Below are 18942 nucleotides of genomic sequence, written 5' to 3'. Positions count from 1 at the left end.
CCCGATCAGTGGGACTGTCCGGATCGGTCAGGTCTCATTCGGAGAACAACCGGGCACTCAGGCGACGACCTCGGCGGTCGGCGGTTCGGCCTTGCGGACCTGGTCGCGGCCGCCGTTCTTGGCCTCGTAGACCGCGGCGTCGGCGCGCTGGAGCAGGGTCTCCAGGTCGGCGTCGTCGCCGGTGGCGGCGGCCACGCCGATGGAGGTCGTGCGGTTGGCGATGACGACCGGCTGGCCGCGCTTGTCGGTGGCCGCCACGGACATGGCCGCGACGCCCAGCCGGATGCGCTCGGCGACCATCGCGGCGGCGTCGAGGTCGGTGTCGGGGAACAACAGCACGAACTCCTCGCCCCCGAACCGACCCACCACGTCACCCTGGCGGACCGATTCGCGCAACACGGCCCCCACCGCTCGCAGTACCGCGTCCCCCGCCGGATGGCCCCATGTGTCGTTGACCTGTTTGAAGTAATCCAGGTCGAGCACGGCGACCGCGAGGGTGGTGCCGCGCTGCCGCTTGGCCCGCGCCAGCTCCCGCCCGGCCTGCTCGTGCCAGCCCCGCGAGTTGAGCAGCTGGGTCTTGTGGTCGGTGCGCGCGTCGCCGCGCAGGTTCTCGATCTGCAGCGCGCCCCAGTCCATCGCGCACAGCAGCGGCACCAGGAACAGCGGCGCCAGCCAGGCGTTCGCGATGGCCAGCGCGGCGAGCACGCCGAGGCACACGGTGAGCGCGGCCAGCGCGTTGTCGCGGCGGCTGCCGATGACCGTGGTCCAGGTCGGCTGGGGCGCCGACAGGGCGATCACACCGGCGATGGAGAGCGCGTTCAGCACGAAGTAAGCGAGCCCGGCGAGGGTGAGAACCAGCACGTCACGGGGGCCGATGGCGGTGTCGACGGTGACGCCCGCGACCCGGACGACCGCGTACGAGCCGAGCGCGGCGACCAGGATCCCGGCGGTGCCGAAGGTGTACCGGAACAGCGGTCGGCGGGCCACCGGGTACAGCTGCACGCGCAGCAGCATGAGCGCCAGCACGGCCATCCACGCGGGCAGCAACACCATGGCGGGCAGGAACCACACCACGCTGGTGTCCATGTGCGGACCCGGCCCGCGGTCGCGCCGGGTCTCCTCCGTGCGGCGGGTCAACCACAGGTGGACCATGCCCGCGCCGACGAGTACGCCGCCCGCCCGCCAGTCGGCCGCGGTGGCCGCCGGGGATGTCACGAAGGCGAACGTGACGGCGATCAGCGTGACGAGCTCGAAGATGATCACGTAGCGTCTGGCGGCGGGAGGCAGCGACCACAGGCCCCAGCCCCGCACCAACCGCACCAACGAAGGGTGTTCACTGCGGAGCGAGTCGGTCACACTTAGCCGTGACCGGAACCGCCGCTCGTTCCGCTCCCGCGCCGCGTCGCGGAGGGTGTGGGTCTGCTCGGCCTCGGGGCGCGAGTCACGAGGAGGTGTTCCCGATGCGGGAGCGGGCACAGCGGGTACGTCACCCGTGGGCGCGGTATCCGCGGCTACGGCGTCACCTTCGGGCCCGTCAAGCGTTTCGTCCAGCGTGGATCCCCTGGGAGGTGTGCGCGATGCGCTCCCGTGACCGGCGACCCGCTCCCCCCGGCCGTCCACTTCGTGCGAAGGAGCCGCAGCCGATGCGTTCCCGTGACTGGTGAGTCCCCCCGCTACGCCGTCCGCCGACCAACCACCCCCAGCGGATGCCCCCTCGTCGTCGCCGAAAGGAGCCCGCGATGCGTTCCCGCGACTGGTGACCACGCACACCTCCCCCGAGTCGTCCCGACCGTCCACTTCAACCGAAGGAGCACCCCATGAGTTCCCGTGACTGGTGAGCCCCGTGGCCACCACGTTCGTGGCAGCTGAATCGTCCAACCCGACCGAGAACCGAGGAGATGCACCCGATGCGCAGCCGTGACTGGTGAGTGAGTCCCCGACCTCGTCCGTACCGAGCCCCTGAGGAGCCCCAAGTGTCCCGTGACTGGTGAACCCCGAGCCGCGACCGTCCACACCGACCACAGAAGGAGCGCCCGATGCGCAGCCGCGACTGGTGACCCCGTTCTCCGATCCGCCCGCCCCACGACCAGAAGGAGCCGCAGATGTCCCGCGACTGGTGACCGCAGAACCGACCTCGTCCGATTCGAGCGCAGAGGGAGTGCCGAATGTCTCGCGACTGGTAACCGCAGCGGAGTCCTCGTCCGAACCGAGAACAGAAGGAGCCCCGGATGTCCCGCGACTGGTGAGACCCGCTTCGAGCCCAGTGGAACCGGAATGGGAGGGAACGCCCGATGTCCCGTGATTGGTGAGCAGCGAACCGGAACCGCCCGAACCAGCGGAAGGAGCCGCAGATGTCCCGCGACTGGTGACCACGACGACGGAACCGCCCGAATCGAGAGCAGAAGGAGCGCCGAATGTCCCGCGACTGGTGAACGCAGCAGAGACCTCGTCCGAACCGACCACGCCCGAAGGAGCCCCCCGTGTCCCGCGACTGGTAACCGAACCGCCCGTCCCGTCCGAACCGAGATCGACAGGAGCCCCCGATGTCCCGCGACTGGTGAACGCAGCAGAGGCCTCATCCGAACCGAGTACCCCCGAAGGAGCCCCGCATGTCTCGTGACTGGTGAGCGAACCGGCAACCCCGTCCGCACCGACAGCAACCGGAGCAGCGCATATCCCGCGACTGGTGACCACAGCCCCCGTCCCGTCCGAACCGAGACCGTCAGGAGTGCCCGATGTCCCGCGACTGGTGAGTGCGGCGTCGACGTCCCCGTCCACCCCTCGAACCGAAGGAGCCCCCGGTGCGTAGCCGCGATTGGTGACCCGGTCCCCCACACCGTCCGACACGTCCCCCGAAGGAGCCGCAGATGTCTCGCGACTGGTGATTTGCGTCACACAACCCTCGGAACCGTCCCCCACGGGACCGTCCACACCGACAGGAGCGCCCGCTGCGCAGCCGCGATTGGTAGTCCACTCGCCCCGGTCCACCTGACCGCGAGCGCCCTCGCTACCGCCCTCCCGGGTGTCCCCACCGGAGACTGGCGGAACCGGCACTTGGAGCCCCGACAGAGGCGCTGTCCGTCCGTCTCCGCGATCGGTGAGACCCAACGGTGCTGCCTCCTCTCCGAACTCCATCCCCGACCGCTCCGGCGACCGCGCCCCAGGGGACGCGGCTGTGGCCGGAGGGGTTGTCCCTCTTCCCGGTGTCGCGCCGAAACGCGTCGAACCGGCTCGTCCGTACCATCGCGTACCACTCTTGCCGTGTGTCACGAGCCCCGGCGGAACCCGTGCGCCACCACTGTCTCCACGGTACGTCCTGCGCCGACAGTAGCGACCCCGCTACGCCAAGCAGCGCCCGAATGGAGCACGACATTACTCGGACGTGTCGCCGAACCGATTCGGGCATTCGCCGGACCCGGCGTGACCCCAACAGAGGTACCGGAGATAGTGATCTTCCGAACCTCGTCGACGCAAGGTGACCGGACTCACGCGGTGCGCATCGGTGCCAACCACTTCCGCAGGCGGGCGGGCGGCCGCTTCTCCAACCCGTAGGGCTCCAGGTGCCCGCCGAGCACCTCGGCGAAGGCGGTCGTGACAGTCTCGACGTCCCACCGGTCCCGGTGCAGGATCGGGGCTTTTAGGTACGGCTGACCGACCACGTGCAACTCCGGGCCGGTGCAGCGCACGACCTGACCGGTGATCCCGCCGGAGCGGTCGTCGTCCAACAGGAAGTGCACAACGGGTGCCACGAGGTCGGGCGTGTGCTCGGGCGGCGTCTGCCTGCTGGCCCGTTCGGACGTCCACACCATCCGCGTGTAGGCCCTCGGGCAGATCGCGTTCACCCGGATGCCCGAGTCCTCCAGGTCGAGCGCCCACGAAGAGGTCAGCGAGGACACGGCCCCTTTCGTCGCCGCGTAACTGCCGAGCGTGCGCTGGCCGAGTGAGGCGCCGGAGGACACGTTGACGATCGACCCGCTGCCCGCGGCCCGCATCCGGCGGATCGCCGCCAGGCCCGTGTAGATCACGCCGAGCACGTTGACCTCGACCACCGCGCGGACCCGCGCCGGGTCGTCCTCCCACGGCAGGGCCTCGTAGTTCAGTCCCGCGTTGTTGACCAGGCCGTCGATCGCGCCGAACTCGGCGACGCACAGGTCCACGATGGCCGCGGCCTGCTCCGGGTCGGCGACCGAGTGCTCGCTGGCCACCGCGGCACCGCCGTTCGCGCGGATCCGCGCGGTCACCAGCCGGGCCCGCTCGGCGTCCACGTCGTTGACCACCACCGCCGCGCCGACCCCGGCCAGGTGCTCGGCGAACGCCTCGCCCAACCCGCGCCCCGCGCCCGTCACGACAACCGCCCTGCCGTCCATCCGGCTCACCCCGTTTTCCCGCGCCAGCCCCGACAAACCGGTCACCACGAGCACCGGTTCGGTGGCCAGTGTCGAGCGGTTTGGCCGGAAAATCCCCCACCGACTCCGGTGGTGGCGCCGAGCGGGCCGCGCACTGCGCCGAGCGCGCTCGTCCGTTCAGCGCGCCGGTAGGCGCGGACCGGTCACCCCTGTTGCGCCGGACGGGCGCATCGCCCGGATTTCCGGGCCGAGGAAACTTCACAAGTACTTATGCGGGGCGGTTCAGCCGGTACTCTGTGCGACGCCGCGATGACCCAGCGGCAGGAGTGAACACCGGGTTCACCGCACCCAGACCCCGGGTGCGGAGGATGGAGTCAGCCGCGCGGGCCACCGCCCGTCGGACGGGAGCACACGTGAGCCGAGCCGCACCCAGGATGTCGGCGGTCCTCGCGGACCGCGAGTTCCGCGCGCTCTGGTTCTCCGAGGCGGTGTCCGTCGGCGGCGACCAGCTGACCCGGGTGGCGCTGGCGATCCTGGTCTACCAGCGCACCGGTTCGGCGTTCTACGCGGCGGGAATCTACGCGTTGACGTTCCTGCCCGCGCTCGCGGGCGGCCTGGGGCTCTCGCAGCTGGCGGACCGCTACCGGCGGCGCAACCTGATGGTCGTGTGCGCGCTGCTGCAGGCGGCCGTTGTGGCGCTGATGGCGATTCCCCACATGCCGCTGTGGGCGCTGTTCCTGTTGGTGATCATCGTCCCGATGGTGCAGTCCCCGGCGATGGCGGCGCAGAACGCGACCCTGCGGGAGATCTACACCGACGACGCGATGTACATGCGCAGCCAGGACCTGCGCGGCATCACCACGAACACGACCATGTTGCTCGGCCTCGGCGGCGGCGGTCTGCTGGTGAGCGCGATCGGCGCGTCGTGGGCGCTGATAATCGACGCCGGTACGTTCACGATCGCCGCATTCCTTACGTGGCGCAACGTTGTCAACCGCCCGCCCGCGGGTTCCAAGAACGACGGGTGGTTCGACGGTGCCAAGTGGGTGTTCGGCGACCGCAAGCTCCGGGTGCTGCTGACGCTCTCGTGGCTGGTGGGGCTCGCGGTCATCCCCGAGGGTCTCGCGGCACCGCTGGCGAAGGAGGCCGGTGCGGCGCCGGAGGCGGTGGGCTGGCTGCTGGCCGCGGACCCGCTGGGCTTCATCCTCGGCACGTTCGCCATCTCGCACTTCGTCCCCGCCCGGCACAGACCGCGGCTGATCGGGGTGCTGGCCACGGCCTCGGTCGGCTTCCTGGTGCTGTTCGCGGTCAAACCGAGCCTCCCCGCGGCGCTGGTGGTCCTGTTCCTGGCGGGCGCGGTCGGGGCGTACCAGATCACGGTCATGGCGGTGTTCAACACGCTGGTGCCCAACGAGATCCGCGGTGGCGCGTTCGGCGCGGCGCGGACCGGGCTGCGGGTGTCGCAGGGCCTCGGTGTGGCCCTGGGCGGTCTGGTGGCCGAGCTGATCGGTTCGGCGATGACCACGGTGGCGCTGGCGGGTCTGCTCGGCGTGCTGATCGCGGTGCCCGCCGGGCTGATGTGGGGGCGCCTCAACGATTCCGCGGCCTCGGCCCCCGCGCCCGCCGAGGCGCCGACGGACAGCCGGGAAGCGGCCTAGGCGCTGTCGCCGGGCGCGACCAGGCCGGTCTCGTAGGCGAGGACGACGGCCTGGGCCCGGTCCCGCAGGTTCAGCTTGGCGAAGATGCGGGCCACGTGGGTCTTCACCGTGGCCTCGCTCAGCGTCAGCTCCACGGCCAGTTCCGCGTTGGACCGCCCCTTGCCCAGCAGCCGCAGCACTTCCAGCTCGCGCGGGGTGAGACCGCCGAGGTCGCGGTGCGCGGCCGGGATGGCGGGCACGGCTGGGACGGCCGCGGCGAACCGCTCGACCAGCCGCCGGGTGATCGACGGGGCCAGCAGCGCGTCCCCGGTGCCGACCAGGCGCACGGCGTTGACGAGGTGTTCGGGTGTCACGTCCTTGAGCAGGAAACCGCTGGCGCCCGCGGCCAGCGCCTCGTAGACGTACTTGTCGAGGTCGAACGTCGTGAGCATGAGGACCCGGCACGGCACGGACGCGAGGATCTGCCGGGTGGCCCGCAAGCCGTCCAGCGTCGGCATGCGGATGTCCATGAGCACGACGTCCGGGCGGGTGGCGCGGACCACCTCGACCGCCTCGACCCCGTCGGCCGCCTCGCCGACGACGTCGATGCCGCCGGAGGCCAGGATCATCCGGAAACCGGTGCGGACGAGGGCCTGGTCGTCGGCGATCACGACACGGGGATCCGCACCTGCGCGTGGGTTCACGGTGCCGCCAGCGGGATCTTCGCCCGCACCCGGAACCCGCCGCCGAGCCGCTTGCGGGCGTCGAGGTCGCCGCCGAGCACCGCGACCCGCTCGCGCAGGCCGAGCAGGCCCCGGCCGTCGCCGGGCTCGCCGACCGGCGGGTCGCCCGCGAGCACGCTCGGGCCGCTGTTGAGGACTTCGACGCGCAGGTGGTGCTCGGTGTAGCGGACGGTCACCTCGGCCGGTTGGCCGTTGCCGTGCTTGAGGGCGTTGGTCAGTGCTTCCTGGATGATCCGGTAGGCCGTCAGGTCGACGCCGGAGGGCAACGGCCGCGGTTCGCCGGAAACCCGGACCTCGACCGGCAGCCCGGCGAACGCGATCCGGTCCACGAGGCCGCTGAGCCTGCTCAGGCTCGGTTGCGGGGACAGGTCCTCGGTGCCGTCGGCCGCGGGTGCCAGCAGGCCGAGGAGGTGGCGCAGCTCGGTCATCGTGTCGCGGCCCGCGGTCTCCACGGCCAGCAAGGCGGATTCGGCGTCTCCCGGCCGTGCGGCCAGGACCCGGCGGGCGGCCCCGGCCTGCACGACCATCACGCTCACGTTGTGGCTGACGATGTCGTGCAGCTCGCGCGCGATCCGGGCCCGTTCGGCGTCCACCGCGGTCTTCGACGCGGTCTCCCGTTCGCGCTCCAGGAGCCAGCCGCGCTCCCCCAATGCCGCGCGGTGGGCCCGGCGGGACCGCGCGAGCAGGAGCCCGAGGGCAGCGGCGACCGCGGCGGTCGCAACCGCCACGACCAGCCAACCCGCGCCTAGGTGCCACACGCCGACCACTGTCCCACGGGGCGCGTCCGGCCACGGGTGTACATCCCGGGGATGACAGTCGCGGCCGGGTTACCTCCCGGTGCGGATGCCATCGGGGGCGCCGCTGTCGAGGATTGCCGACATGCACAGTGACATCGCCGGCGGGCCCATTGGTGAGGTCGTGGTCGGGCTGACCGACGTCCGCAAGGAGTACAGCGACTCGGTCGCGCTGGACGGTGTGTCGCTCGAGATCCGCGCGGGGGAAGCGGTCGCGGTGATGGGGCCGTCGGGGAGCGGGAAGTCGACGCTGCTGAACCTGGTCGCCGGGTTGGACCGGCCGACCTCGGGATCGGTCGCGGTGCACGGGGAGGACCTGGGTCGGTTGAGCGAGACCGGTTTGGCGCTGTTCCGGCGGCGGCGGATCGGGATGGTGTTCCAGTTCTTCAACCTGCTCGACGACCTGCCCGCACTGGACAACGTGGCGCTCGCCGCGCAGCTGACCGGCACCAAGGCGCCGCAGGCCCGCAGGCGGGCGCTGGAACTGCTGGACGAGCTGGGCGTCGCGGGGCGCCGCGACACGTACCCCGCGCAGCTCAGCGGTGGCGAACGACAGCGGGTCGCGGTGGCGCGGGCGCTGGTGAACCGGCCCGCGCTGCTGCTGGCCGACGAGCCGACCGGCGCGCTGGACAGCCGGTCCGGGGAGCAGGTGATGGACCTGCTGCTGGACCTGAACCAGATCGGCCAGACGCTGCTGCTGGTGACCCACGACCAGCGGCTGGCCACCCGGTGCGCGAGCCGGGTCGTGGAGGTCGTCGACGGGCGGATCGCGCGGGAGAGCGCGGTGGCGCGGTCGTGAACGCGGTGTGGCGGGTGGCGCGGGCGGCGGTGCGGCGCCGGATGTTGCAGACGGTCGTCATCGGTGTCGTGGTGTGGGTTTCGGCCGCGACTGTCGTGATGGCGTTGGGGTTGCTGGCCTCGTCGGCCGCGCCGTTCGACCGGGCGCACGACGAGCAGCGCGGCGCGCACCTGGCGGCCGTGTTCGACTCCTCGGCGGTCGACCGGCTCGCGGGGACGAGCGGTCGGGCGGGGGTCGAGGCGGCGGCGGGGCCGTACGCGTTGGCCGGTGTCGAGGCGGCGGACGGCGGCGGTTTCGGGGTGGCGGGCGAACTGACCGCCGTCGGGCGGGCGGACCCGGCCGGGGCCGTGGACCGGGTCACCGTCTGGAGCGGTCGGTGGGTGGGCGGTCCGGGGGAGATCGTGCTCAACCTGCCGCCGGGGGCGCCGGTCGCGCCCGGCCGGGTCGTCGACCTGGCGGGTGGCGGCTCGGTCACCGTTGTGGGGCTCGCGTTCTCGGTCAGCCAGACCGCCGACGCCTGGGTAACGCCGGAGCAGGCGACCGCGTGGGGGTCGACGGCTTCGCAGATGCTGTACCGGCTCGTCGACCACGCGACGGCGGCGGACATCAGCCGCGGCGAGGCGAGCGTCTCCACCGGGCTGCCGTTGCTCGGTACCCAGTCGTACCTGGCGGTGAAGCAGCGGTTCTCGCAGGAGGCGGGGGTCTACGTCCCGTTCCTCACGGTGTTCGGGGCGCTGGGGCTGGCCGTCGCCGTGCTGAGCGTGGCGAACCTGGTCAGCGGGGCCGTTGTGGCGGGGTACCGGCACATCGGGGTGCTCAAGGCGCTCGGGTACACGCCGAACCAGGTGATGGCCGTGTACCTGGTGATGGTGACCGCGCCCGCCGTCGTCGGGACCGCATTGGGGGTGTGCACCGGCGACCTCGTCGGTGGGCCGTTGGTCCGGGACGCGGTGGAGGGGTTCGGGGTCGCGGACACCGGGGTGCCGTGGTGGGTCGACCTCGCGGTGCTGGTGGGGATGCCCGCGCTGGTCGCGGTCGTGGCGCTGCTGCCCGCGTTGCGGGCGCGGCGGCAGCCTGCGGCGGCAGCGATCAGCGCGGGTTCCCGGCCGGGTGCGCGGCGGGCGCCCCGGGTGCAGCGGGCGCTGAGCGGGACCCGGTTGCCGAGGTCGGTCAGCCTCGGGTTGGGGGTGCCGTTCGCCCGTCCCGCGCGGAGCGCGCTGACCGCGGCGGCCGTGGTGCTGGGCGTGGCGACGGTGACGCTCGCGGTCGGGGTGACGCTGTCGGTCACGGCCTTCCGGGACGCGGCCAACCCGACCCGCGCGAACCAGGTGGACGTCATGGCCGCGGTCCCGGGCGGCACCCCGGCGGACGGACCCGACGACCCGTTGAGCGAGCTGGCGCCCCGGCTGGGCGACGCGCAGGACGAGGCGGTGCTCCGCGCCGCGCCGGGGGTGCTGGGGGTCGTGGCGTCTTCGCAGCAGTTGGTGCGGCTGGTGGGTGGGAACGAGACGCACGTGGTGCGCTTCTACCGGGGTGACGCGTCCGCGGTGCGGCCCCGGGTGTGGGCCGGTGCGTGGCCCGCGCGGGGTGGTGAGGTCGCGGTGTCGGCGAAGTTCCTGACGCAGACGGGGTTGGCCTTGGGCGACACGACGACGTTGGAGCAGAGGGGAAAGCGGGTGCCGGTCCGGATCGTCGGGGTCGTGCTGGAGAACGTGACCGGCTCGGTCCTGGGCACCTGGGAGACCCTGGAGTCGCTGCTCCCGGGGTCGCGGGCGACGGCGTACCAGGTCACCCTCGACCCGGACGCCGACCGCGACGCCTTCGCCAGGGCCGTGGCGGCCGGGGACCCGGGCATCCGGGTCACGCCACCGCGCGGGGGCACGTCGTCGCAGGCGGTGGTCATCATCAGCACGGCGACCCTGCTGACGTTGCTGCTGGGCGGGATCGCGGCCCTGGGGGTGTTCAACACCGTCGTGCTGAACACCCGGGAGCGGCGGCGGGACCTGGGGGTGCTGAAGTCCGTCGGGATGACACCGCGCCAGGTGACGTCGATGGTGGTGACGTCGATGGCGGGCCTGGGCCTGGTCGGCGGGCTGATCGGCCTGCCGCTCGGGATGGTGGTCCACCGGGTGGTCGTGCACGCGGCGGCACCGATCAACTCACCGGACCTGCTGCTGTCGGTGGTCCCGGACCTGCTGCTCTCGGTCTACGACGCGCCAACCCTGGTGCTGCTCCCCTTGGCGGGCGTAGGGATCGCGGTCCTCGGCGCCCTCGTCCCGGCCCGCCGCGCCGCCCGCATGACCATCGCGGCGGCTTTGCGGAGCGAATAGGAATAGGGGAGTTCGCACACCACACCGGAATGGGTCGCCCGCCTCGGAATGGCCCATTCCGGTGTGGTGTGCGTCGACGGTCAGGCGTGGGCGGGCAAGCGGCGGGTGCGGGTGATGAGTTCGAAATCGGCGGCGTCGACGTGGCGGGTGCGCAGCCAGTAGCGCCAGGTGAAGCCCGGCCAGATGGTCCGGTTGACGCCCTTGGCGTCGAGGTACCAGCTCTGGCAGCCACCCCGGGTCCAGATGCCGTTGGCCAGTTTGCGCTGGATTTCGGTGTTGAAGTGGTCTTGGGCGGTGCGGCGGACGTCGATGGCCTCGGCCTGGTGGCGGTCCGCCAGGCGCATGGCGTCGGTGATGTAGCGGAGTTGGGATTCGATCATGAAGACGACCGAGTTGTGGCCGAGTCCGGTGTTGGGGCCGAGCAGGAAGAACAGGTTCGGGAAGCCCGCGACGGTGATGCCGAGGTGGGTGTTGATCCCGTGCTCGCGCCACTGCTTGGCCAGGTCGACCCCGTCGCGGCCGGTGATGTCGAGGTAGTCGAAGGAATCCGTGACGTGGAAGCCCGTGCCGTAGATGATCGCGTCGACCGGGTGCTCCCGGCCGTCGTGGCCGACGACGCTGTGCTCCCGCACCTCCGCGACCCCCGAGGTGTCGAGGTGGACGTTGTCGCGGTTGAAGGTCGGGTAGTAGTCGTTGGAGATCAGGACGCGCTTGCAGCCCATGACGTAGTCGGGGGTCAGGCGCGCGGCCAACTCGGGGTCCTTGACGGCGCGGTGGATGTTGCGCTCGGCGAGCTTCGACGCCAGCCGCAGGACGCCCGGGTGGCCGTTGAACCCGACGGCCCGGACCTCGTTGACCCAGTACAGCGCGTTCCGGTACGCCCGCCGCGCCCCCGGCACCCGGTCGAACACCCGCCGCGCCCAGTCGGGCATCTCGTGGTCCGGCTTCGGCATCACCCACGGCGGCGTCCGCTGGAACAGCGTCAGGCTCGCCACCCGCCGGGCGATCTCGGGGACGAACTGCACCGCGCTGGCGCCGGTGCCGATCACCGCGACCCGCTTGCCCGCCAGGTCGAAGTCGTGGTCCCAGCGCGCGGAGTGGAAGGCGGCGCCCTGGAACCGCTCGATGCCGGGCAGGTCCGGGATGGACGGCAGGTGCAGCGCGCCGACGCCCGCGACCAGGAACCGGGCGACGTAGGTGTCGCCGCCCGCGGTGGCCACGTGCCAGCGGCACTCCTCGGCGTCCCAGCGGGCCCCGGTGACCTCCGTCCCGAAGCGGGTGAACCGGGCCAGGTCCCACTTGGCGGCGACGCCGCGCAGGTAGTCCCAGATCTCCGGCTGCGGGGCGAACGAGCGGCTCCAGTCGGACTTCTGCTCGAAGGAGAACGAGTACATGTGCGACTGGATGTCGCAGGCGCATCCCGGGTAGGTGTTGTCCCGCCAGGTGCCGCCGAAGTCGTGCGCCTTCTCCAGCACCACGAAGTCCTCGCGGCCGTCGCGGCGCAGCCGGATGGCCATGCCCATGCCGGAGAACCCGGTCCCGACGACCACCACACCGGTGTGGATGAGGCTGCCCATGCCCGTCCTCCTGCATCGACTGGGTGTTACTCGTGGTTCACCTTACTTCAAGTAAGTTACCTCCGGTAGAGTCGACCCGTGACCGAGACGCCCCGCAGGCGCGTGCCCCGGGCCGAGCGCGAGGCCCAGATGCGCGCCGTGGCCGAGGAGATCTTCGCCGAACGCGGCTTCGTCGCCGCGTCCATGGACGAGATCGCCGAGCGCTGCGGGATCTCCAAGCCGATGCTCTACGAGTACTTCGGCTCCAAGGAGGGCCTGCTCGTGGCCTGCATCCGCGCCGCGCGGGCCGACCTGGCCGCGACCACCACGGCGGCCGTCGTCGGCGCGGCGGGCCCCGAGGACGCCCTGCGCCGGGGCCTGGTCGCCTTCTTCCGGTTCACCGACGCCCGCAGGCGCTCCTGGTCGCTGGTGCTGCGCAACGAGGCGGCCGTCGCCGGACCGGCGGCCACCGCCGAGGTCGAGGCGGGCAGGCAGCAGCAGGTGGAGATCGACATCGCGCTGTTCTCGGCGTTCCTGCCGCACGCGCCGCGGCTCGACCTCGAGGCCGCCGCGCAGGTCGTCGTGGGCGCCTGCGAGCGGCTGTCGCTGTGGTACGTCGGCCGCGACGACGTGACCGCCGAGCAGGCCGCCGACCACCTCATGCGGGTGCTGTGGACCGGGCTGCGGTCCATGCTGGACCCCGGTCCGGACGACACAGTGGACGGCACAGTGGACAGTCCGACCTGGACGCCCGTGGACCGGGGAATCGACGCCCCGACCAGCGGGTAATCGCTCACACGGGTGGTCCGACCAGGGAATCCGTTACGCCCCGACACCGATCGACGAGCGAAAACACGGTGGTGCGGGTTGACTGCCTGGTGCGGGGCGCGCGGCGTGCGGCCCCGCGGAGCCCGGAGCAGAGGGGCGCAGACGATGTACGAACCGATCCTGGCCAATTACACCCCCGACGGCGACGAGTGGACCGTGGAGGTCAGGGGCAAGGGCCAGACCCTCACCGCGACGGCCCGCGGCCTGATCGCCGCGCGCGACCGCGCCGAGCAGCTGGTGGACAAGATCGCCCAGGGCGACAAGAAGCGCACCGTCGTGCACACCCTCAACGGCGACGCGGTCGACTTCACCGCCGCGTACCTGTCCGCCCGCCTCGGGCTCACCGACGACCCCGCGGACACCGACGCGACGAACACCATCCCGCCGCAGCCCACGGCCCCCAGCGAGCCCGCCAGCCAGGCGCCGCCGCCGGCCGCGATGGCCTAGCTAGCGGAACAGCCTGCGCACGACCAGCAGGCCGACCAGCACACCCACGCCGATCAGCGCGTACTTCACCCGCGGGTCGTCGAGGGTGGACTTGGCGCTGACCTTCGCGTCCTCGACCAGCTTCTTCGGGCTGGCCTTCGCGCCGAGCTGGTCCAGCGTCGCCGCCAGGGCGTCCCGCGCCTGCTCGATCTCACGCTGGATGGTGTCGGGGTCGCGGGCCACATGTCCTCCTCGCACAGCACGCCTTCGGCAGGGACCACGGTAGATCACGGACCACCCGCACCGCGCACGGGCCACGCCGATTAGGCTGAGCCGAGGTGGCAACCACGGCTTCGCACCCCGAAACCACAAGTTGACCGCACGATCCGGAGTTGGCTGCGGGGCTGTAGCCCAATTGGCAGAGGCACACGGTTTAGGTCCGTGCCAGTGAGAGTTCGAGTCTCTCCAGCCCCACGACCCCGGCCCGACCAGCAGCAGCTGGTCGGGCCGTGTCCGTTTCAGGCGCCGTCGGGGAGCGAACGGGGAGCAGGCCCGCGCTCGGTCAGGCCGACAGTTCGTTGAGGATGGTGATGAGGGTGGCCGTGTCGGTGTCGCACAGCTCGGCCAGCCGGTCGAGGGCGGCGCGGTCGAGGTGCACCTCCTCCTGCTCGGCCAGCAGCTCCGCGGCCCAGCGGCGCAGCGGCAGCAGTTGCGGCCGGGTGTCGGCCACCGCGCGGCGCAGGTCGACCCGGACCCGACCGATGGGCGTGTCGGCGAACACCCGGTCGTGCACGCGGGCCATCAGGTCGTGCGGCAGGGCGTCGAGCGCCACGCAGATCTCCACGAACCGCACCACCGACACCTGCCGCGTCCCCAGCTCGTAGGTGGCCAGGGTTTGCAGGGAAATGTCACTTTGCAACCTGCCGTTGAGCTCCTTGCGCGTCCAGCCCCGCTGCTTGCGCAGCCTGCGGATCTCGTCCCCCAGGACCCGCTGGTACGTCGCCCCATCGATGCGCACGTCCGCCCCTTCTCCCACGGCGTGCGGCCACCGGCTCCGACGCCTCACCTGTGGAAGCGGGCAACCCCGCCCGCCTTACGCGAGTTCGGGTGAAGTTGCTCCGAACGGGTGAGGAAAACCGGGTGAAAACTGCTCAGTTGACGCACTCTGGGCCAGGCTGCTGCAGCGTGGCGAGCCGTGGGCTCAAGTCGAGCAGCGGCGCCCCTGCGAAGCCGTCGGTGGACTCCGGGAAGTCCTTTCCGATCAGGACGGTGACCTTCCCCTTGCTCAGGTTGGCGTCCGCCTCCACGGCGAGGTCGCCGCCGAGCGCGTCCGCGACGGCCTGCCCCGCGGCCTCCTCGCCCTTGGCGTACCGGATGACCGACTTGGCCCGGGCCGCCGCGGTGCCCGCCTCGCCGGTCTTGAAGCCCTTGTCGTTGAGCGTCTTGGACACCTGGGCGGCGAGCCCGGAGCGGGCGGTGGTGTTCAGCACCGTGACCGTCGGCTTGGCCGCCTGCGGGGTCTCGCTCGGGGCGCCCGTGCCCGTGCCGGGCGCGGGCGGGGCGCCACCGCCGAGCAGGCCGCCGACGAAGGCCTTGACCTCGGCCGGGTCGACCTCGACCGCGCTGCCGTCGTCGGGGGTCGGCAGGTCGAGCCTGCCGTGCGGGATGGTCTGGAAGCCCACGTTGCCACCGGTCACCGAGATCATCTGCTGGGCGAAGCGCATGATGTCCCAGTTGCGGTCGAGCACGACCGACTTGGTGACCGCCTGCTGCAACTGGCCCAGCAGGGCCGAGCCGGGGGCCAGCACGTCGCCGGAGAACACCTTGCGGGCCATGCCGCCCATGAAGACCTGCTGGCGCTTGATCCGGTCGATGTCGCCGTTGGGCAGGCCGTGCCGCTGCCGGACGAAGGCCAGCGCCTGGGCACCCTGCAGGGTCTGCGGGCCCGCCGGGAAGTTCGCCCCGGAGAAGCTGTCCTTGACCGGCTTGACCAGGCAGACGTCGATGCCGCCGATGGCGTTGGTGATGTCGTAGAAGCCCAGCAGGTTCACCTCGGCGTAGTGGTCGATCTGCGCGCCGGTCAGCTTCTGGATCGTGTCGATGAGCGCCTTGGCGCCGATCTCGTTGGACTTGACCTCCAGCTGCGGGTCGACCAGGCCCTCCTTCTGCAGCTGCTGGCGGGCCCGCAGCTTGGCGCGGGCGTACACCGAGTTGATCTTGTGCTTGCCGAACTCGGCGGTGCTCACGTACGAGTCGCGCGGGATGGAGAGGCCGACCGCCTTCCCGCCGTCGTTCGGGATCCTGATCATGATCAGGGTGTCGGTGTTGAGCACGCCGTCGGCCACGCCCGCGTTGAGCATGGCCAGCTGCTCCTTCGACAGCGGGTTGCCCTGCGCGTCGGTGCGGCTGTCCATGCCGACCATGAGGATGTCGGTGGCGCCGTCGGCGGGCTTCTCCCCCGCCGCCTCGATGACGTCGGCGGTGGTGAGGCCGTCGGCGAACGAGTCCGCGATCCGCCAGTAGTAGCCGGTGACGACCAGCACGGCGGCCGACAGCACGGCGACCCCCGCCTTGGCGCCGGTCCGGCGCGGGCGCACGCGCGCGGCGGGGCGCCCGCTCGACGCGGCGCGGGCCCGGGGGCGCTCGCGGTCGAGGTCGACCCGGGTGCGCGACTCCGGCCGCGCCTCCGCGCGCGCCGCGGCCGGGCGCGGGGCGTCGGACCGGTCCGATCGGGCCTGGGAGCTCGGGCGGGGTTGCTGCCCCTGGCCGGGGCGCGGCGGCGTGGCGCGCGACTCCGGCGAGCGGGCCCCCTGGCGGGGGACCTCGGGTCGGCGCTCCGGGCGCGGGCGGGCGCCGTCGCGGGAGTCCCGCGCCGCGTCCCGGTTCGGGCGGGGGGCCTGGCGGCCGGGCTGGTCCCGCTGCTCGGCGCGCCCCGAGCCGGGGGGCACGCGGCGCGCGGACGCCGGGCCGCGCGGCGGAACGGGTCGATCGCCCTGCCCCGCACCGCTTCCTGACCTCGGCGGCCGGTAGTCCACGCCCGTTCCTCCCTGTCGCGCCACTGCTGCTGCGGGGGCCGTGCTCACGGCCTCGGCGCCGTCACCGCGCCCACCCAATCAAGACGTTCTGTGCCGTTGCCAGGTTGTGCCCGGAACCGCCGTAGCCTGACACACGACGGCGTGGGGGTCGTCACGGCACGCGTCCCGCTACCGCGAACCGGCCCCTATCGGGTCACCCGCCAACGGGTCTGAGCACCCGGATCCGGCGGACCAGCGCGGGCAGCGCGGCGGCGGTCGCGGCCACCGCGGCGACGACCGCCGTGGCCCCGTAGACGCCGACGACCGGGCCCTGCGCGGCGGTCATCGGCGGCCAGCAGGCCAGCGCGGTGAGCAGCCACGGCCACGGCGTCGAGGTGCTGTGCACGCGCACCGAGTGCAGCAGGTACCAGCCGAGCAGCAGGTGGATGATGCTGGCCATCGGGTCGACCGGCAGCCCGAACAGCGCGGTGCCGTGGTGGGTGCCGGTGAGCCCGCTGACCGCGAAGCCGATCACGCCGAGCGCGCCGTAGCCGGTGCCGACGGCGGCGGCCACCGGGTCCCAGCGGCTGACCGGCGGCCGGTCTGGGCGCTCCCCGTCGGGCTCGTGCCGGGCCCGCCACTCGAACAGCAGGTAGACCAGCACCGTGGGCACGCCGAGCAGGGCCAGCGCCAGCAGCGTGCTGGGCCGGACCAGCCAGTCGACCGCGGTGGTCGGCAGCCCGGCCGTGCCCGCCGCCCCGATCAGGCCCGCGACCAGCAGCATCGCGCACAGGTACACCAGGTAGAGGGTCATCGGCGCCGACCGGACCCGGCACACCGCGCGGGCCAGGCCGCCGTGCGCGACGAGCCGCACCCGCGCCGCGCGCGGTGCGACGACCAGGCAGACCTGCGCGAGCCCGAGCAGCAGCACGCCGAGCGCGGACGGCACGAAGCTGGCCGTGCCCGCGGGCTCGGCGATCAGCTCGCGGGTGTGGCCGCCGACGCCGGTCAGCAGCACCAGCCCGCCCAGCGCGCCCGCGCCGACCAGGGCCAGCGCCTGGCGGGGCACGGCGTCGAAGGCGCCGTCGGCGTAGTGGAAGGAGAGCTGCCCGAACAGCGCGGCGAGCACGATGCCGCCCGCGTAGGCCGCGGTGGTGCCGGAGCCGAACAGGCCGAGCCCGGCCACGGTCAGCGCCTGCGCGGCGGGGGTGGCGACCGGCAACTTCCGGTGCAGCCAGTGCATGACCGGGGTGGCGCCGACGACCAGCAGGTACAGGCCGAGCAGCCACAGCGGCTGGGCGATGAGCCTGCCGAAGGCGTCGATGCCCGCGTCCGGGGTGTCGAGCAGGTCCAGCGAGAGCGGCACCACCAGCCAGGCGGTGACCAGCGCCAGCACCGGCCGGATCAGCCAGCACACCCGGCCCGCCAGGTAACCGCCGTAGCCGTAGCCGTCGGCCACCGCCGCCTTCCAGGCCAGCAGGTTCGAGTCGCCGCCCGCGAAGAAGAACAGCGGCACCAGCTGCAGCAGCCAGGTCATCGGCCACAGCGCGGCGCCGGACAGACCCAGCAGCGGCGCGAAGGCCAGCACGGTGTCGGCGAGCACGATCGCGCTCAGCGCGGCCACCCGCAGGAACCCCAGGTAGGCGGCCCGGTCGCCGTCGCGGGCGCCCAGCGGCCGGTGCCTGCGCGGCAGGGCGGTGCGGCGGCGGGCGAAGGCGGGGACGCGGACCGCGAGCAGCAGCGCGACGACCAGCAGCGCCACCGTCCACGCGCCGATCGGCTCGGCGCGCGGCGGGCCCCAGCGCTGGTGCCAGGAGTTGGCGACCAGACCGGCGGTGAACAGCGACGCGACCAGCCCGCAGGTGGCGCCGGAGCCGCGCGGGTTGCGCGCGCACTGGCCGTGCATGTCCAGCGACAGCCGCTCGTCGAGGCCGCGGCGCAGTTCCGGGTCCAGCGATTGCCCTTGGGCGGCGGCGTAGCGGAGCAGGTCGTAGCCGAGGTCGTGGGCCTTGCAGCCGACGGAGAAGTCCCAGCGGGTGTTGTCGTCGCCCCACGGCGTCGAGCAGCCGCCGTCGACGTGCACCGCGCGGGTGGTGCCGTCGGGGGCCGCGAGCCGCCCCGGCACGACGCCGGAGACGCGGGTGAAGTCGGCGGGCAGCAGGGCGATCGGGTCGCGGCCGGACTCGGGGTGCAGCAGCGCGTCGACCGCGGCGGCGGCCTGGGCCACCGCACCGGTCGGGGCCGTGGTCGGTTCGCTGGGCGAGCGGGAGGCGACGACGCCGAACCCGGCGGCGACGAGCACGACGAGCAGCAGCCAGCCGACGCGGCCGCGCAGTCTGATCCGGACCCACCGGTCGTGCGGGTCGGTCGTGCGGGCCGGTGGCCGCGTGGCGGCGGGTGTCGTCACGTTGTCGGGCACGTTGTCGGGCACGTTTTCCAGGATGTGTCGCCGGGGATTCGGTTGCCTGC

Annotated in this window: 14 protein-coding genes and 1 tRNA gene; 6 read left to right on the top strand and 9 right to left on the bottom strand. The window is 72.6% G+C overall.

The window, feature by feature from the left end; genetic code table 11:
• Positions 1 to 57: 57 nt before the first annotated feature.
• Together CLV40_RS37845 and CLV40_RS09645 are read right to left on the bottom strand one after the other, a co-directional pair.
• A complete protein-coding gene (locus CLV40_RS37845; protein ID WP_181043410.1) occupies positions 58 to 1320 on the bottom strand; it encodes a GGDEF domain-containing protein in 1263 nt (420 codons plus the stop codon).
• 2165 nt (positions 1321 to 3485) lie between these two features.
• A complete protein-coding gene (locus CLV40_RS09645; RefSeq protein ID WP_104478758.1) occupies positions 3486 to 4367 on the bottom strand; it encodes an SDR family NAD(P)-dependent oxidoreductase in 882 nt (293 codons plus the stop codon).
• Positions 4368 to 4780: 413 nt separating this feature from the next.
• Between CLV40_RS09645 and CLV40_RS09640 the strand changes: the two genes are divergently transcribed.
• On the top strand, positions 4781 to 6004 hold the full coding sequence (locus tag CLV40_RS09640; RefSeq protein ID WP_104478503.1) for an MFS transporter: 1224 nt from the start codon (positions 4781 to 4783) through the stop codon (positions 6002 to 6004).
• Here CLV40_RS09640 and CLV40_RS09635 read toward each other — a convergent pair.
• Together CLV40_RS09635 and CLV40_RS09630 are read right to left on the bottom strand one after the other, a co-directional pair.
• The gene (locus CLV40_RS09635) at positions 6001 to 6654 is read right to left on the bottom strand and encodes a response regulator transcription factor (RefSeq protein WP_342752256.1); all 654 of its coding nucleotides are present in this window, start codon (positions 6652 to 6654) and stop codon (positions 6001 to 6003) included. The genes CLV40_RS09640 and CLV40_RS09635 overlap by 4 nt on opposite strands.
• Positions 6655 to 6683: 29 nt before the next feature.
• Positions 6684 to 7454, bottom strand: coding sequence for a sensor histidine kinase (locus tag CLV40_RS09630; RefSeq protein ID WP_245931188.1), 771 nt, complete (start codon positions 7452 to 7454; stop codon positions 6684 to 6686).
• Between the two features lie 151 nt (positions 7455 to 7605).
• Between CLV40_RS09630 and CLV40_RS09625 the strand changes: the two genes are divergently transcribed.
• Entirely contained in the window at positions 7606 to 8319 is a 714-nt protein-coding gene (locus CLV40_RS09625) for an ABC transporter ATP-binding protein (protein WP_104478502.1), read from the top strand.
• Positions 8316 to 10649, top strand: a complete 2334-nt coding sequence (locus tag CLV40_RS09620; RefSeq protein WP_104478501.1) for an ABC transporter permease — start codon at positions 8316 to 8318, stop codon at positions 10647 to 10649. Before CLV40_RS09625 ends, CLV40_RS09620 begins: the two co-directional genes overlap by 4 nt.
• A gap of 80 nt (positions 10650 to 10729) precedes the next feature.
• Here CLV40_RS09620 and CLV40_RS09615 read toward each other — a convergent pair whose 3' ends face one another.
• Positions 10730 to 12226 (bottom strand): flavin-containing monooxygenase, encoded by a 1497-nt coding sequence (locus tag CLV40_RS09615; RefSeq protein ID WP_104478500.1) that lies wholly within the window; start codon positions 12224 to 12226, stop codon positions 10730 to 10732.
• Between the two features lie 78 nt (positions 12227 to 12304).
• Between CLV40_RS09615 and CLV40_RS09610 the strand changes: the two genes are divergently transcribed.
• Positions 12305 to 12994, top strand: a complete 690-nt coding sequence (locus tag CLV40_RS09610; RefSeq protein WP_245931187.1) for a TetR/AcrR family transcriptional regulator — start codon at positions 12305 to 12307, stop codon at positions 12992 to 12994.
• A 144-nt stretch (positions 12995 to 13138) separates the two neighbouring features.
• Positions 13139 to 13480 carry a hypothetical protein gene (locus tag CLV40_RS09605; RefSeq protein ID WP_181043409.1) on the top strand — a complete coding sequence of 114 codons (342 nt, stop codon included), beginning with the start codon at positions 13139 to 13141 and terminating at the stop codon, positions 13478 to 13480.
• On the opposite strand, the gene CLV40_RS09600 is transcribed toward CLV40_RS09605, so the two are convergent.
• Positions 13481 to 13702, bottom strand: coding sequence for a DUF3618 domain-containing protein (locus CLV40_RS09600; RefSeq protein ID WP_104478499.1), 222 nt, complete (start codon positions 13700 to 13702; stop codon positions 13481 to 13483).
• 157 nt (positions 13703 to 13859) lie between these two features.
• Here CLV40_RS09600 and CLV40_RS09595 point away from each other — a divergent pair.
• Positions 13860 to 13933 (top strand) — tRNA-Leu (locus CLV40_RS09595).
• Between the two features lie 88 nt (positions 13934 to 14021).
• On the opposite strand, the gene CLV40_RS09590 is transcribed toward CLV40_RS09595, so the two are convergent.
• The 3 genes from CLV40_RS09590 to CLV40_RS09580 form a co-directional block, all read right to left on the bottom strand.
• A complete protein-coding gene (locus CLV40_RS09590; RefSeq protein WP_104478498.1) occupies positions 14022 to 14477 on the bottom strand; it encodes a helix-turn-helix domain-containing protein in 456 nt (151 codons plus the stop codon).
• 133 nt (positions 14478 to 14610) lie between these two features.
• On the bottom strand, positions 14611 to 16494 hold the full coding sequence (locus CLV40_RS09585) for an LCP family protein (protein WP_146107979.1): 1884 nt from the start codon (positions 16492 to 16494) through the stop codon (positions 14611 to 14613).
• A 193-nt stretch (positions 16495 to 16687) separates the two neighbouring features.
• Positions 16688 to 18904: a phospholipase A2 family protein gene (locus CLV40_RS09580; RefSeq protein WP_104478496.1), complete on the bottom strand. Its 2217-nt coding sequence runs from the start codon at positions 18902 to 18904 to the stop codon at positions 16688 to 16690.
• Between the last annotated feature and the right edge of the window lie 38 nt (positions 18905 to 18942).

It is taken from the genome of Actinokineospora auranticolor (genome assembly GCF_002934265.1).
In the GTDB taxonomy this organism is placed as follows: domain Bacteria; phylum Actinomycetota; class Actinomycetes; order Mycobacteriales; family Pseudonocardiaceae; genus Actinokineospora; species Actinokineospora auranticolor.
Note: the sequence above shows the minus strand (reverse complement) of the source record. Positions and strands in the feature narration are given on the sequence as shown.

Excerpts from the sequence above, each read along its gene's own strand:
- CLV40_RS09625 (WP_104478502.1), top strand. The coding sequence starts at position 7,606 with ATGCACAGTGACATCGCCGGCGGGCCCATTGGTGAGGTCGTGGTCGGG.
- CLV40_RS09615 (WP_104478500.1), bottom strand. The coding sequence starts at position 12,226 with ATGGGCAGCCTCATCCACACCGGTGTGGTGGTCGTCGGGACCGGGTTC.
- CLV40_RS09645 (WP_104478758.1), bottom strand. The coding sequence starts at position 4,367 with ATGGACGGCAGGGCGGTTGTCGTGACGGGCGCGGGGCGCGGGTTGGGC.
- CLV40_RS09640 (WP_104478503.1), top strand. The coding sequence starts at position 4,781 with ATGTCGGCGGTCCTCGCGGACCGCGAGTTCCGCGCGCTCTGGTTCTCC.
- CLV40_RS09605 (WP_181043409.1), top strand. The coding sequence starts at position 13,139 with ATGTACGAACCGATCCTGGCCAATTACACCCCCGACGGCGACGAGTGG.